Source organism: Caballeronia sp. LZ008, from assembly GCF_031451435.1.
GTDB lineage: Bacteria > Pseudomonadota > Gammaproteobacteria > Burkholderiales > Burkholderiaceae > Caballeronia > Caballeronia zhejiangensis.
In genome coordinates this window covers 1-14,922 of record NZ_JARUXK010000001.1, presented here as the reverse complement: position 1 = coordinate 14,922, position 14,922 = coordinate 1, and the positions used below count along the sequence as shown (strand labels likewise).

Here is a 14,922-nt window from a genome sequence, read left to right as displayed (position 1 = left end):
TTTTCCTTTCGTTGCAGGACACTGGCGCGCCATCAAAGCCCCGTCGACTGACGGCCGCCGTTAATTCGCACTTCGAAATTACTCGGCTTGAAACCCTCCCGCAGGGTTAAGCGGGACCGCAGGTCCGTTTCCGATCCGCCCTTTCGGCTCACGGCGCTCCTGAAGACGTACCTACTTCACCGATACACAACATCTCCATCAGTAGTACATACAATGAAAAAATACATTCAGACCAGGTTGCGCGTCATTGACGCAATACGGGCGCCCAAGGCGAGCCTTATCACCGCTGCCGTGGCAACCAGCGTGTTGCTGGCAGCGTGCGGAGGCGGCGGCAACGACGCGCTCGACACCGCATCGACCACAGCCGCGGCGAGCCGCAAGGCGGCGGCCGCGACAACCACGAGCACGATCTTCTACGGCGCCAACGGTCACAACAACGAAGGCGGCGCGTACGACATCTCCAGCCCGGCAGTGCAGCTCTCGCAGTTGCAGGATCTCGGCGTGAAGCTGTATCGGAACGAGGTGTACAACCAGTCATCGGCGAACAAGCTGGCAGGCATCGCGAAGACGATGGCAGCGGGCGGCGTGACCGTGTATCCCGTCATGCTGATGAGCATCGACTTCAACACCGAGACCGACGCGTATAACGCCGGCTATCAGTTGGGCGTCTGGACGGCCACCGCCTACAAGTACCCGTACTACGAAGTGTCGAACGAACTCGACGCGATGACGATTTACAACAACGTCGACGGCGTCTATCCGCAGCAGTTCGACAACGCGAAATTTCAGATCGCGCGCGGCGTCATTCGCGGCATGATCGCCGGCGTGAAGTCGGTCGATACGAACGGCAAGATCATCATGGGCGGCGGTACGTGGATGCATTACGCCGTGGATCAGATGCTCGCGGCCGGCACGCAGCCGGACGGCACGACGGGGCACCCGGTCGTGAACTGGGACATCACCGCGTGGCACTGGTATTCGGATATGGGCGACATCACCAACGCGTGCGGCGGCACGGGTTGCCATGACGTACTCGGAACACTGCAGCAGTTCGGCAAGCCGATCTGGCTCAACGAATACGGCGTGCGTCCGTGGTATGGCTCGGATCAGCAGATCGCGTCGTATCTCGTCGGCAACAAAATGATGGCGCAGTTCGTCGCGCTGGCGTCGAAGTACAACATCCAGGCGATTCAGACGTACCAGTTGTATGACGATCCCGCAGGCGGCGAAGGCGCGTACGGCCTGCTGAAGAACGACGGCAAAACGCAGAAGGCGTCTTACACCGCGTTCAAGAATTTCGTCGCGGCCAATCCGAAGTAAGCGCCGGATCGCTGAAAAAAGAACGCGCAGTCGGCTTACACGGACTGCGCGTTTTTCACATGCGAAAAATGAAAAAGCCCGAGAGCGATAACACTCTCGGGCTTCTTGCATTCTGGTGGCCTGGGACGGAATCGAACCATCGACACGCGGATTTTCAATCCGCTGCTCTACCAACTGAGCTACCGGGCCAACGAAGAGGTGAAACTATAGCAGAGACTATCCCGCGCCTCAAGCCCCTTTGCGCATTTTTCTGAAAATGTCCGGGGCCGCGCTCACACCTCGTTCTTGTTCTTCCCAAGATCGACGCCGAGCTGCTTCAACTTGCGATACAGGTGCGTGCGCTCCAGCCCCGTCTTTTCGGCGACGCGCGTCATGCTGCCGTTCTCGCGCGCAAGGTGATATTCGAAGTACGCGCGTTCGAACGCATCGCGGGCGTCGCGCAACGGAATATCGAACGAGATCGACGCCGTCTGCCCAAGCTGATTCTGCGCCGCGCCGCTCGCCGCCGCATCGTTCGATGCATTCAGCGCCGATGCCGTCGGCAGCGCAGCCGCGACCGGCACGCCCGATGCGTTCACGCTCGACGGAGGCTTCGCCGCCGTCGCCGCGGGCGCCGCCGCAGTGCCGTGCGCGAGTCCCTGCTCGACGGCCTTCAGCAGTTTCTGCAGCGCGATCGGCTTTTCGAGGAAGTTGAGCGCGCCGATCTTCGTCGCCTCGACGGCCGTGTCGATAGTCGCATGCCCCGACATCATGATGACCGGCATCGTGAGCTTGCCCTGCGCGGCCCATTCCTTGAGGAGCGTTACGCCGTCGGTATCGGGCATCCAGATGTCGAGCAAAACGAGATCGGGCGTTTGCTGTAGACGGTAGTCGCGCGCGTGCTGCGCGTTTTCCGCCACTTCCACAACATGGCCTTCGTCGCTCAGGATCTCGGAGAGCAGTTCCCGGATCCCCATTTCATCGTCTACCACCAGGATGGTTGCCATTTACGCTGCCCTTGTCTGCACTGTTGCTTTTGTCGTTCCATGATTCGCCGGCGCACCGGAGCCAGGCGTCGCGCCGGGCGCCGCGGTATCGTCCGCGAGTTGTAGAAACAGAATCGATATCTGCGCGCCTTCGATCACATCCGCGCTCTTCGAGCGGTTGCGTATGTCGATGCGCGCGCCGTGCTCGTCGACGATCTTCTTCACGGTCGCAAGTCCCAGGCCCGTGCCTTTCGCTTTCGTCGTCACGTAAGGCTCGAAAGCACGCGAAAGAATACGCGCCGGAAAGCCCGAGCCGTTGTCCGACACAGTCAGGCGAACCGCGACGCGCGCATGACCCGATGCATCGGGCTCGCCATATTCTACTGTCCTCGTTTCGAGCAGCACGCGCGGCTCCGCGACTTCGGCCACCGCATCCTGCGCGTTCTGCAACAAGTTGTGGATGACCTGGCGGATCTGCGTCGCATCGCCGCGTATCACCGGCAGCTTCGCGAGATCGACTTTGATCGGCGTCTTGCCGTCCTCGATGCCGTACAACGTCAGCACTTCCGCGACGAGATCGTTCAGTTGCAGATTGCCGAGCACCGCGGGCGGCGTGCGCGCGTATTCGCGGAAGTCGTCGACCATCTGCTTCATCGCCTGCACCTGATTGACGATGGTCGTCGATGCGCGCTTCAGCACGTCCGCATCCGGCGGCGCGAGCTTGTCGGCGAGCTTCATCTGCAGACGTTCGGCTGAAAGCTGAATAGGCGTGAGCGGATTCTTGATCTCGTGCGCGAGACGCCGCGCGACTTCGCCCCACGCGACGGAACGCTGCGCGGAGATGACATCCGATATGTCATCGAACACGACGACGTAGCCCGTGGTTTCCGCGTCGTCGGTGTCGCTCTCGGTCACGCTCAACAACTGCGTGCCGCGCACGAGCAACGTGAGCGGATCGCTCTCGCCCGGCACCGTCACCGCGACCTGCTGCTGCCAGTGACCGCGATCGCCGACAGGATGATCGCTGCCGACCGCCGCCGCGTCGCGCTCGGCGAACGCCTTTTTGACCATCGCGCCGAACTCGGCGAGCACCTCGATCTGATCGAGCGGCTGATTCAGCAACGCGGCGAACGGTTGGCGGAAGATGCGCTCCGCGCCGCGATTCGCGGTGGAGAGACGGAACTGCCGGTCGAACACGAACACGCCCGCGGTGAGGTTCGCGAGAATGCTCTCCAGATACGCCTTCGAATGCTCCAGTGCGATGCGATTGTTCTCGACCGCCGCGCGCGCCTCGGAAAGCTGGCGCGTCATCGCGTTGAAGGACTGCGTGAGAAAGCCGAGTTCGTCGCGTGAATTGATCTCGCGTTTGGGCGTGTAGTCGCCTTCGGCCACTTCCTTCGTGCCCTGCGCCAGCAGGAACAACGGCCGCGCGAGCTGATTGCCGAGCGCGAGCGCGAGCATCATCGCGATGAAGGTCGCGAGAAAAAGCGCGAGCGTCAGCGTGCCGATATACATCTTGCGCAAGCCGGTGCGCCCGAGCCGCTTCTCCTGATATTCGCGATACGCGCGCTGCACGGCGTCGGCGTTGCGCGCGAGCTCCTGGCTCACGGGCTGCTCGATCTGCAGGAAACGGTCGACGTGCTGAAATTCGGTGGTTGTCGTCGGATCGGGAATCTTCGTGAGCACGCGCAATCGCAATGCGCCCTTCGGCCCGTTCGATTTCGGATCGCCGTCGATCTCGCCTTCGATCGCGCCGTACGGATGATCCTGCGCCTCCCGCAGCATCGTGCCGGTCGGCTCGTTGGCCGGCAGGAGCGCGTAGTAATTGCCCGATGCCTGCGCGACCGTGCGCAATCCGGGCACGCGTTGCGAACTGTTGTTCGCCGCGAGATCCTCGCGGTTGTACTGATCGCGCGGCCGCTCGAACACGACGGCGTCCTGCACGCCGTACTGATCGCGCAGCCGCAAAAGCGACAGCGTGAGACTCGATGGATCGGCGCTCGCGAGCTGATCGCTCATCTGCCGGCCGCGGTTCTTGAAATCGGCGAGCGATGTCTGGAGCATGCCGCGCCCGAGCGTCAGACCGGAGGTGAGCGCGGTTTCGACATTCACGTCGAACCACGACTCGATGCTGCGCGACACGAACTGATACGAAACCACATAGATGATCGCGCCCGGCACCACGCCGACGAGCGCGAAGATGAACGCGAGCTTGGCGAGCAGGCGCGTGCCGAAGCGCCCTTGCCTCACCCTCGACACGATGATGATGAACAGGCTGATGACGATCAGCATGAAGACCATCGCCACCGCGACATTCGCCGCGTAGAGCCAGCCGTAGTAGCGGTCGAAGAACTCGGTGTTCGCGCTCGCGAGCGCGAGCATCACGAGCAGCAGGACTGCCGTGAGCGCCACCGTGGAGACCAGCAAGCGGACGACGAAACTCTTCATGTCCGTGCGGCCGCGTCGAAATCTATTTCGCACGTTCTGCCGCCGTAAAAGTAAAACGCTTCCAGTCCGAGGAAAGGTTCCAGTCGCGATTGTTCACCGCGTCGATCTGGAACGGCTTGGGCATCAATGCGATGTCGAGCTGCATACGCACCGATGCGGTATAGGTTTCGCCGCCATGCACCTGATTACGGTCGATGACATGCCACGAAGTCACATGCTTGATGACCGCGAGCGCTTCGTTCAACGATGCGAAGCGCAACTGCAGGCCGCCCGTCGACACGCGATATTCGTTCGTGAGCGGTTGAAATGACAGACGGATGCTCTGCGACACGTTGACCGGCTCTTCATCGAACCAGTACCAGCGCGGTCTCGACAGGTTGAAGTCGATCGTGAAATAGAGCGGCACGCTGCGGTTCACGGCATCTTCGAGGCTGTTGTTCAGGTCGAAGTCGAAATGCGCGTCCAAGCTCCAGCCGGCATTGTCCGCTTGCAGCGACGCGCGCTGCACGGCGATCGTCTCGGCGAACGCGGAATCGGCCGCGGCGAACGTCAGCCAGAGCGTCAGCGCAGTCCAGATGACGGCCGCGAGCCGAAGCGGAAAAAAGCGTTTGATCGTCACCGTTTCTGAAAGCGCGCGTAGAAGAATCCGTCGTGGTCCGCGAGAGTCTCCGCGTCCCGATGCGGGCTCGCGAGATTTGTACTGTCCGGTGAACCTTGCGCCGCGACCGCGCTTGCGCGCGCCGCTGTCGGCAACAATTGGCCCGGCGCGTCCAATCGTACCGCATCTTCATGTGCGGTTCCAAACCAGCGGGCCTGCTCTTCGCCCTCCTCGGGAAAGATGGAGCACGTCACGTAGAGCAACTCGCCGCCCTTCGCGACGAGCGGCCACAGCGCGCTCACGATGCGCCTTTGCTCGGCGACGAGCGCATCGATATCCGATGCGCGCCGCAGCCAGCGAATATCCGGATGACGCCGCACGATGCCCGACGCCGAGCACGGCACGTCCGCGAGAATGCGGTCGAAGGGCGCGCCGTCGAACCATTGCGCGGGATCGCCCGCGTCGCCAATCTTGATTTGCGCGTCGAGTTTCAGACGCTGCAAGTTTTGTCCGATGCGGCCAGAACGCTCGGCGTCGCTTTCGAGCGCGATCAGATCGACGTTCGCGAGTTCGAGAATGTGGCCCGTCTTGCCGCCCGGCGCGGCGCAGGCATCGAGCACGCGCATGCCGTCCTTCACGCCGAGCAGTTGCGCGGCGAGCTGCGCGCCGGCGTCCTGCACCGACACGACGCCTTCGTCGAACCCGGGAATGCGATCGACGGGCATCGGCGTTCTCAGGCGCACCGCGTGCAGGCCGGCGGCGTCGGCTTCGATATGCGCGTCGCGGAGGCGCGCGAGATAGTCGTCGACGCTCGCGTGCCGCGCGTTCACGCGAAGCGTGAGCGGACCTTGCGCGTTGCCCGCTTCGAGGATGCGCTCCCAGGCATCCGGCTGGCCGCGCTTCACCGCGTCGATCCACCATTGCGGATAATTCCAGCGCGCGACTTCGCTTGTGCGCGTTTCGTCGATCAGCGTGTCGCGCTCACGCAGAAAATTGCGCAGCACCGCGTTCACCAGGCCCTTCGCAAACGCGAATTCGCGGCGCGCGGCGATCGCGCTCACCGCCTGATCGACCACGGTGAAGGGCGAGTAAGCGGCATGCGCTTCGTCGTCGGTCAGCAGCGCGAACGCGCAGACGAGCACGTTCGCCACATGCGGCGGCGGCGCCTTCTTCACGAGCCTGTGCAGCAGCGCATCGGCGAGCGCGAGACGGCGCATCGTCCGATACGCGATGTCCTGCACCGCCCCGCGCGCGCTCGCGTGCTTCGCCGACGCGACGACCGTCTGCAACGCCGCCGGCAGCGCCGAGCCCGCGCGCACCGCGCCGACGGCCTGCGCCGCGCTGTCGAGCGCGAACGCGAGCGAATCGGGCGCGAGACGCAACGCGCTCAGACGGAAATGCGCGGCGGCGGGCCGGCGGGAAGGCTTGTCGGTCATGGCGAAACGGGGACGGTCAACGGCGACGCGCAGAGTTCGCGCGAACGGGGAATTGTAACGTGCGGGAATTGCGCGCCCGGACGGCGGCGGCCGAACAAGAAAAAGGCCGCTCCGGCGTAACCGGAACGGCCTTGCTTTACGACGTTGCAGGTTTTAGAAGCGGCCGGTGCGCGCCATTTCCATCAGGCGGGCGACGCGCTCTTCGGTCGCCGGGTGCGTCGAGAACAGATTCGCGATGCCGCCGCCCGACAGCGGATTCATGATCATCATCTGCGCAGTCGCCGGATGCTGCTCGGCGGTCGGGAACGGCACGCCGGTCGCGTATGCGTGAATCTTCTCGAGCGCACTCGCGAGCGCTTGCGGATCGCCCGAAATTTCCGCGCCGCCGCGATCGGCTTCGAATTCGCGCGCGCGGGAAATCGCCATCTGGATCAGCGCACCCGCGATCGGGGCGAGAATCGCCACCAGAATGCTCGCGATGGGATTCGCCGGACGACCTTCGTCGTCGCGACCGCCGAAGAACATCGCAAAGTTCGCGAGCGCCGAGATCGCGCCGGCCATCGTCGCGGAGATGGTCGAGATGAGGATGTCGCGGTGCTTCACGTGCGCCAGTTCGTGGGCCATCACGCCGCGCATTTCACGCTCGGACAGCACGCGCAAAATGCCCGTGGTCGCCGCGACCGCCGCGTGCTCGGGATTGCGGCCCGTGGCGAACGCGTTCGGCGCGTCTTCGTTGATCAGATAGACGCGCGGCATCGGCAATTGAGCGCGCGTCGCGAGCTCGCGCACCATGCGATAAAACTGCGGCGCGGTGGTTTCGTCGACTTCCTGCGCGTTGTACATGCGCAGGACCATCTTGTCCGAGAACCAGTACGAAAAGAAATTCATGCCGAGCGCGACGATCAGCGCGAGCATCATGCCCTTCGATCCGCCGATCATTCCGCCGATCACGACAAAGAGGGCCGTGATCGCAGCCATCAGCATCGCGGTTTTGACCCAGTTGAACATGTCCGGAGCTCCTCTCCCTGTATGCAGTGCGCGAAGTGCGCGGTTGCCCCGGCCAACATGACCGGGACGACAATTGTAAGCAAAATGTTAGATAGTGGCAGCCGGCAATAATTCAATCCGAGATTGCGCGATTTATCGATGCGTCGTCGCGAGTTTGATACCGAGTCCGACGAACGCGCTGCCGACCCCGCGATCCAGCCACTTCTTCACGCCCGATTTGCCCGCGAAGCGCTCGGTGACGCTGCCCGCGATCCACGCGACGAAGCTGTTCCAGACCGTGCTCATCGCGATGAACACGACCCCGAGCGCGAGAAACGCGAGCGTCTTGTGCTGGCTGTCGGCGGCGACGAACTGCGGAAAGAACGACACGAAGAACAACACGACCTTCGGATTCAGCACGTTCGTGACGAAGCCTTGCGCGAAAAGCTGGCCGAGCGATTTCGGCGTGGCTTTTTCGTTTTGCGTCTCGCGCGCGGTTTCGGTGTCGTCGTGCTTCGCGAAAATGAGGCGCACGCCGAGATAAATCAGATAAATCGCGCCGGCAATCTTGATGACCGTGAACGCCGTCGCCGATGCAGCGAGAATCGCCGTCAACCCGAAGGCGCACGCGAGCGTATGGACGATGCAGCCAGCGGAAATCCCGAGCGCCGAAACGATGCCGGCGCCGCGTCCTTGAGCGACGCTGCGTCCGACGATGTAAGCCGTATCGGGGCCGGGCGTGGCGTTTAGAAGAAAGACGGCGACGAGAAAGAAGGTGAAACCGGTAATGCCGAGCATCGAAAAACTCCAGACAGACAGGCGCGCGTTGACAACGATTTATTTTAGCGCTGCGTCTGTCCTGCCGTCCTTCACTGCAGCGTGAAACGCTGGCCCTTCGCGAGCGGCGCGCCCGCGAGAAATTCCCGCGCGGGCAAGCGCTTGCCGCCCGGTTTCTGAAGTTGCGTGAGTTTCAGCGCGCCGCTGCCGCACATAACGACGATACCGTCCGGGGAAACATCGGCGATGGCGCCCGGTTCGCCCGCACCGTCGACCGGTTGCGCCGCCCAGATCTTGATCGGCGCACCGTCGAGCGTGCCGAACGCGCCGGGAAACGGATCGAACGCGCGAATTTGGCGCTCGAGCTCTTCCGCCGGACGACGCCAGTCGAGCGCGGCTTCGTTCTTCGCGATCTTTTCCGCGTAGGTCGTGCCTTCGTCCGGCTGCGGCGTGGACGGCAATGCGCCATCGCGTTCGAGATCGCGCAGCGCGGCGACGATCAATTCCGCGCCCATCTGCGCGAGCCGGTCGTGCAGCGTGGCGGTCGTGTCGTCGGCGAGAATCGGCGTGCGCGCCTCACGGATCATCGCGCCGGTGTCGAGGCCGGCGTCCATCTGCATCAGCGTGATGCCGGTTTCTGCGTCGCCCGCTTCGATCGCGCGATGGATCGGCGCCGCGCCACGCCAGCGCGGCAACAGCGAAGCGTGAATGTTGATCGCGCCGCGCGGCGGAATATCGAGCACCTCCTGCGGCAGGATGAGCCCGTACGCGGCGACGACCATCACGTCGTGCGGCGTGGCCTTCAGCAAATCGATGGCTTCCGCCGCTTCCTGCGGATACTTGCCCGCGCGACGCAGCGACGTTGGCTGCGCGACCTTCAGACCATGCTCGACGGCGAAGCGCTTGACCGCGCTCGCGGTCAGCTTCATGCCGCGTCCGGCGGGCCGGTCGGGCTGCGTCAAAACCAGCGGCACGCAAAAACCGGCTGCGTGAATGGCCGCGAGCGCGGCGGCAGCGAATTCCGGCGTACCGGCGAAAACCACGCGCAGCGATTGAGTCATCGGTTACAGCGCCTTTTCCAGCTTTTTCATCTTGCCGCGAATGCGCGTCTGCTTAAGCGTCGACAGATATTCCACGAAAACGTGGCCAGCCAGATGATCCATCTCGTGCTGGATGCACACCGCGAGCAAGCCGTCGCAATCGAGCTCGAAGGTTTCGCCCTTCTCGTTCAGCGCCTTCACGCGCACCTTGTCAGGGCGCTCGACGAAGTCGTAAATGCCCGGCACCGAAAGACAGCCCTCTTCCCATTCCTTCTTCTGCTCGCTCGTCCAGACGAGCTCAGGGTTGATGAAGACCATCAGCTGGTCGTGCGCGTCCGAGACGTCGATCACGATCACGCGCTCGTGCACATCCACCTGCGTCGCGGCAAGGCCGACGCCGGGCGCGGCGTACATCGTCTCGGCCATGTCGGCGACGAGCTTGCGGATGCGGTCGTCGACCACGGCGACAGGTTTCGCCACCTTGTTCAGTCGCTTGTCCGGGTAGTTGAGTATCTTGAGCAGAGCCATGATTCGGATTGTCTACGCGCGCCGCGACGCGTGTAAATCGGCCATTCGGCCAGGTTGCGGGTAATGGGGCGGCATGCCGAAGATATGCGGGTGAATCCAGTGGATTCAACGCCGCCGGCAAGCGGCCGATGGGCGTCGCTGCGGGCTTTCAAACGTGCCTGAGCGACCTTTCTTTATCTATTCCGGATCAAAAATCTTAACATGACGACCGCCGACCTGCCGACCGAGGAAGCCGCCTCCACACTCGATGCCGACGAACTGCGCGCCTGGCTGCGGCTCGCGCACGCCAAAGGGCTGCGCCCGCTCGCGCTGCGCACGTTGCTCGGTACTTTCGGCGGTCCGCGCGAGGTTTTGTCGGAGAGTTTTGCGACGCTCGCGGAAACCACCGACGCCCGCACAGCCGAAGCCGTGCTCGCGCCACCCGCGGACATCGAAGGCGTTTCGTTCGACCACTATATTGAAGCGGCTTTGGCGTGGGCATCCGAACCGGGCAACCACGTCCTGACGCTCGCCGACGCCGCCTATCCGCAAGCGCTGCTGACGATGCCCGATCCGCCGCCGTTGCTCTATGCGAAGGGCCGGCTCGATCTGCTGCAGGCGCGCGCGGTGGCCATCGTCGGCAGCCGGCATGCGACGCCGCAAGGTCTGGAGGACGCGCGCCGCTTCGCCCGCGTGCTGTCGGATGCGGGACTTGCGGTCGTGTCGGGGCTCGCGCTCGGCATCGATGCGTCCGCGCATCGCGGAGCGCTGGAGGGTGCGACCGGCACGGTGTCGGTCATCGGCACGGGCGCCGATCTCGTGTATCCCGCCGCGCATCACACGCTCGCGCACGAAATCGCCCGCGACGGCGCGATGCTCTCCGAATGGCCGCTCGGCACGCCCGCGCGCTCCGCCAACTTCCCACAGCGCAACCGGCTGATCGCGGGATTGTCGGGCGGCGTGCTGATCGTCGAAGCCGCGATGCGCTCCGGCTCGCTCATCACCGCGCGGCTCGCCAACGAAATGGGGCGCGATGTTTTTGCGATGCCTGGCTCCGTCCACGCGCCGCTTTCGCAAGGTTGTCATCGGCTGATAAAGGAGGGCGCGAAGCTCGTCGAAACGCCGGAAGAAGTGCTCGAAGAGTTCGGCTTCTCGTCGGCGCAGGCAAGCGCGGCGGGGTCGGCGGCAAAGCGCGGGAGGCTGCGGCCGGTGAGCGCATCGTGGGCATCGGCGGCATTGCACGACACGCCGATGAACGCCGATGCCGCGCGCGTGCTCGGCGCGCTCGGCCATGCGCCCGCGACGCTTGAAATCCTCGCGACGCGCACCGATCTGGACGGGGCGGCGTTGCAAGGCGCGCTGCTGCAGCTCGAATTGTCGGGCCAGGTGGCCGCGCTCGCGGGCGGTCGCTACGCGGCGGTGCAGCGCTCGTGATTCCTCGTCGTGCTACATTCGCGGAAAAATGAGCCGTCCCCGCAGCCGATACCAATAAGGATCTCGCACCCGTCATGTCCGCGCTGAATCTCGATACCGACGCCGATCTCATCGCGGAACGCATCGCCGTGCCCGGCACGCTGTTCGTCGCCTGCCTGTGCGCGGAATGGTGCGGAACGTGCCGCGAGTATCGCGAAGGGTTCGACAAGCTGGCGGACGCGCATCCGGACGTCTGCTTCGCGTGGATCGACATCGAGAATCACGCCGACCGTTTCGACGATCTCGACGTGGAAAATTTTCCTACCATCCTGATCGAGGACTCGGTCACGACGCGATTCTTCGGCACGGTTCTGCCGCAGGCTTCCATCGTCGACCGGATGCTCACCGATCTGACCGCGCTGCCGGGCATGGTCGGTGCGCCGAAACTGCGCCCGGCGCTTGCTACGGCCTGATTGCGACGCCCGCGAAACGCACCTTTCGCGTCTCTCGCAACGCGCTTCGCGGGCCGGATATCGAAACGCCCGGATTCGCGGTTCGGCGCCCGCCGCGCAAAGCGTGTGCTATAAAGCGGTCGTTAAAGCAGTCCAAACCGGGCCGCTGCCAGTTACCAACCCTTTTGAGTCATGTCCAAAGCCCTGATCATCGCTGAGAAGCCTTCCGTCGCGAACGACATCGCGCGTGCGCTGGGCGGCTTCACCAAGCATGACGAGTACTACGAGAGCGACGACTACGTGCTCTCGTCCGCGGTCGGCCATCTGCTCGAGATCGCGGCGCCCGAGGAGTACGACGTCAAGCGCGGCAAATGGAGCTTCGCCAATCTGCCGGTCATTCCGCCGCATTTCGACCTGAATCCCATCGCGAAAAGCGAGTCGCGCCTCAAGGTGCTGACGAAGCTGATGAAGCGAAAAGATATCGACCGCCTCATCAACGCATGCGACGCGGGGCGCGAGGGCGAGCTGATTTTCCGTCTGATCGCGCAGCATGCGAAGGCGAAGCAGCCGGTCCAGCGCCTGTGGCTGCAGTCGATGACGCCCGCCGCGATCCGCGAAGGCTTCGCGAACCTGCGCAGCGATGCCGACATGCAGCCGCTCGCCGACGCCGCACGCTGCCGCTCGGAAGCGGACTGGCTCGTCGGCATCAACGGCACGCGCGCGATGACCGCCTTCAACAGCAAGGGCGGCGGTTTCTTCCTGACGACCGTCGGCCGCGTTCAGACGCCAACGTTGTCGATCGTCGTCGAACGCGAAGAGAAGATTCGGCGATTCGTGCCGCGCGATTACTGGGAAGTGCGCGCCGAGTTCATCGCCGCGAAGGGCCTGTACGAAGGCCGCTGGTTCGATCCGAAGTTCAAGCGCGTCGAAAACGATCCGGAGCAGCGCGATTCGCGCCTGTGGAGCCTGCCGGCGGCGGAATCCATCGTCGCGGCCTGCCGCGGCAAGACCGGCACCGTGACCGAGGAATCGAAGCCGTCGACGCAAATGTCGCCGCTGCTGTTCGATCTGACCAGCTTGCAGCGCGAAGCCAACAGCCGCTTCGGCTTTTCGGCGAAGAACACGCTCGGCCTCGCGCAAGCGCTGTACGAAAAGCACAAGGTTCTCACCTATCCGCGTACCGACGCGCGCGCGCTGCCCGAGGACTACCTGAACACGGTCAAAGACACGATGACCATGCTCAAGGAGAGCAACAACTATCTGCCGTTCGCGAAGCAGGTGCTCGACAAGGGCTGGGTGAAGCCGAACAAGCGCATCTTCGACAATTCGAAGATCAGCGACCACTTCGCCATCATCCCGACGCTGCAGGCGCCCAAAGCGCTGTCCGAGCCCGAGCAGAAGCTGTATGACCTCGTCGTCAAGCGCTTCCTGTCGGTGTTTTTCCCGGCGGCCGAATATCTCGTGACGACGCGCATCACCGAAGTTTCCGGGCATCACTTCAAGACGGAAGGCAAGGTGCTGGTCGAGCCCGGCTGGCTGCAGGTCTACGGCCGCGAAGCCGCGGGCGAGGAAGGCAATCTCGTGCCGGTGCAGAAGGACGAAAAGGTCGATGTCGAAAAGGTCGAGGCGCACGGTCTCGTGACCAAGCCGCCCGCGCGCTACAACGAGGCGTCGCTGCTTTCGGCAATGGAAGGCGCGGGCAAGCTCGTCGAAGACGAGGAACTGCGCGACGCGATGGCCGCGAAAGGTCTCGGCACGCCGGCGACGCGCGCGGCGATCATCGAAGGTCTGCTCGGCGAGAAGTACATGGTGCGCGAAGGCCGCGAGCTGATCCCGACGGCCAAGGCATTCCAGTTGATGACCTTGCTGCGCGGTCTCGGCGTCGAGGAGCTCACCGCGCCCGAATTGACGGGCCAGTGGGAGCACAAGCTTTCGCAGATGGAGCGCGGCAACCTGCATCGCGATGCGTTCATGCAGGAAATCGCGCGCATGACGCAAACCATCGTCAAACGCGCGAAAGAGTACGACTCCGACACGATCCCCGGCGATTACGCGACGCTCGAAACGCCGTGCCCGAATTGCGGCGCGCAGGTGAAGGAGAACTATCGCCGGTTCGCCTGCACGAAGTGCGAGTTTTCGATTTCGAAGATTCCGGGCGGACGTCAGTTCGAGATTCCTGAAGTCGAGGAATTGCTGCGCGAGAAGACCATCGGGCCGCTGTCGGGCTTTCGCAGCAAGATGGGCCGTCCGTTCTCGGCGATCCTCAAGCTCGCGTTGGACGACGAAATCAAGAACTACAAGCTCGAATTCGACTTCGGTCAGGATTCCGGCGGCGAAGACGGCGAACCGCCCGATTTCTCCGAGCAGACGCCGGTCGGCGCATGTCCGAAATGCCAGTCGCGCGTGTTCGAACACGGCATGAGCTATGTGTGCGAAAACTCGGTGTCGAATCCGAAGACTTGCGACTTCCGCTCCGGCAAGGTGATCCTTCAGCAGGAAATCACCCGCGAACAGATGGAAAAGCTGCTGGGCGCGGGCCGCACCGATCTGCTGACGAACTTCAAGTCGTCGCGCACCGGACGCAACTTCAAGGCATTCCTCGTGAAGCAGCCGGATGGCAAGATCGGCTTCGAATTCGAGAAGAAAGAGGCCAAACCGGGCGCGAAGACGGCGGCGAAGCGCGGCGCGACAGCGGAAGCTCAAGCCGACAGCGGCGACGACAACGGCGACAGCGATGTCGCAGTCGCCGCCAAGACCACGTCCGCGAAGACTGCAGCCAAGAAAGCGCCCGCGAAGAAGGCGGCAGCGAAGAAAGCTCCGGCGAAGAAGACGAGCTGATCGTTCTCGGAGTCCGTCAGAAAGAAAAACCCCCGCGAGAAATGAACTGCACCCCAAAAGTTGGACACCCGTTCAACGATTTGGGGTGTTTTTTCATGAGCAAGTACAGCGCACGACTCAAGAGCAGAGTCGTTCAAGACT

General features: G+C 63.5%; 12 protein-coding genes and 1 tRNA gene. 4 read left to right on the top strand and 9 right to left on the bottom strand.

The genetic code is table 11. The annotated features are described in order from the left end of the window. Positions 1-213: 213 nt before the first annotated feature. On the top strand, positions 214-1,320 hold the full coding sequence (locus tag QCE49_RS00065) for a lipopolysaccharide biosynthesis protein (protein WP_250456658.1): 1,107 nt from the start codon (positions 214-216) through the stop codon (positions 1,318-1,320). A gap of 113 nt (positions 1,321-1,433) precedes the next feature. On the opposite strand, the gene QCE49_RS00060 is transcribed toward QCE49_RS00065, so the two are convergent. The 9 genes from QCE49_RS00060 to def form a co-directional block, all read right to left on the bottom strand. After that, positions 1,434-1,509, bottom strand: a tRNA-Phe gene (locus QCE49_RS00060). A gap of 83 nt (positions 1,510-1,592) precedes the next feature. Further along, complete coding sequence (gene esaR / locus QCE49_RS00055; RefSeq protein ID WP_250456659.1) at positions 1,593-2,306, bottom strand: response regulator transcription factor EsaR; 714 nt, start codon at positions 2,304-2,306, stop codon at positions 1,593-1,595. Next, positions 2,307-4,733 carry a PAS domain-containing sensor histidine kinase gene (locus QCE49_RS00050; protein WP_284502244.1) on the bottom strand — a complete coding sequence of 809 codons (2,427 nt, stop codon included), beginning with the start codon at positions 4,731-4,733 and terminating at the stop codon, positions 2,307-2,309. A 22-nt stretch (positions 4,734-4,755) separates the two neighbouring features. Next, a complete protein-coding gene (locus QCE49_RS00045; RefSeq protein WP_008352184.1) occupies positions 4,756-5,352 on the bottom strand; it encodes a DUF4390 domain-containing protein in 597 nt (198 codons plus the stop codon). Beyond that, on the bottom strand, positions 5,349-6,767 hold the full coding sequence (rsmB, locus tag QCE49_RS00040; RefSeq protein ID WP_250456661.1) for a 16S rRNA (cytosine(967)-C(5))-methyltransferase RsmB: 1,419 nt from the start codon (positions 6,765-6,767) through the stop codon (positions 5,349-5,351). Before rsmB ends, QCE49_RS00045 begins: the two co-directional genes overlap by 4 nt. Before the next feature lie 153 nt (positions 6,768-6,920). Then, positions 6,921-7,775 (bottom strand): zinc metalloprotease HtpX, encoded by an 855-nt coding sequence (gene htpX / locus QCE49_RS00035; protein ID WP_008352188.1) that lies wholly within the window; start codon positions 7,773-7,775, stop codon positions 6,921-6,923. 132 nt (positions 7,776-7,907) lie between these two features. Next, entirely contained in the window at positions 7,908-8,552 is a 645-nt protein-coding gene (locus tag QCE49_RS00030) for a LysE family translocator (RefSeq protein WP_250456662.1), read from the bottom strand. 71 nt (positions 8,553-8,623) lie between these two features. Next, positions 8,624-9,592, bottom strand: coding sequence for a methionyl-tRNA formyltransferase (fmt, locus tag QCE49_RS00025; protein WP_250456663.1), 969 nt, complete (start codon positions 9,590-9,592; stop codon positions 8,624-8,626). 3 nt (positions 9,593-9,595) lie between these two features. After that, positions 9,596-10,099, bottom strand: coding sequence for a peptide deformylase (gene def, locus QCE49_RS00020; protein ID WP_008352192.1), 504 nt, complete (start codon positions 10,097-10,099; stop codon positions 9,596-9,598). A 201-nt stretch (positions 10,100-10,300) separates the two neighbouring features. Here def and dprA point away from each other — a divergent pair, with 201 nt between their 5' ends. The 3 genes from dprA to QCE49_RS00005 all read left to right on the top strand — a co-directional run bounded on the left by dprA (position 10,301) and on the right by QCE49_RS00005 (position 14,781). Next, positions 10,301-11,512 carry a DNA-processing protein DprA gene (dprA, locus tag QCE49_RS00015; RefSeq protein WP_250456664.1) on the top strand — a complete coding sequence of 404 codons (1,212 nt, stop codon included), beginning with the start codon at positions 10,301-10,303 and terminating at the stop codon, positions 11,510-11,512. 74 nt (positions 11,513-11,586) lie between these two features. After that, positions 11,587-11,964: a thioredoxin family protein gene (locus QCE49_RS00010; protein WP_175979698.1), complete on the top strand. Its 378-nt coding sequence runs from the start codon at positions 11,587-11,589 to the stop codon at positions 11,962-11,964. Between the two features lie 171 nt (positions 11,965-12,135). After that, positions 12,136-14,781, top strand: a complete 2,646-nt coding sequence (locus tag QCE49_RS00005; protein WP_034470315.1) for a DNA topoisomerase III — start codon at positions 12,136-12,138, stop codon at positions 14,779-14,781. The last annotated feature ends 141 nt before the right edge of the window (positions 14,782-14,922 follow it).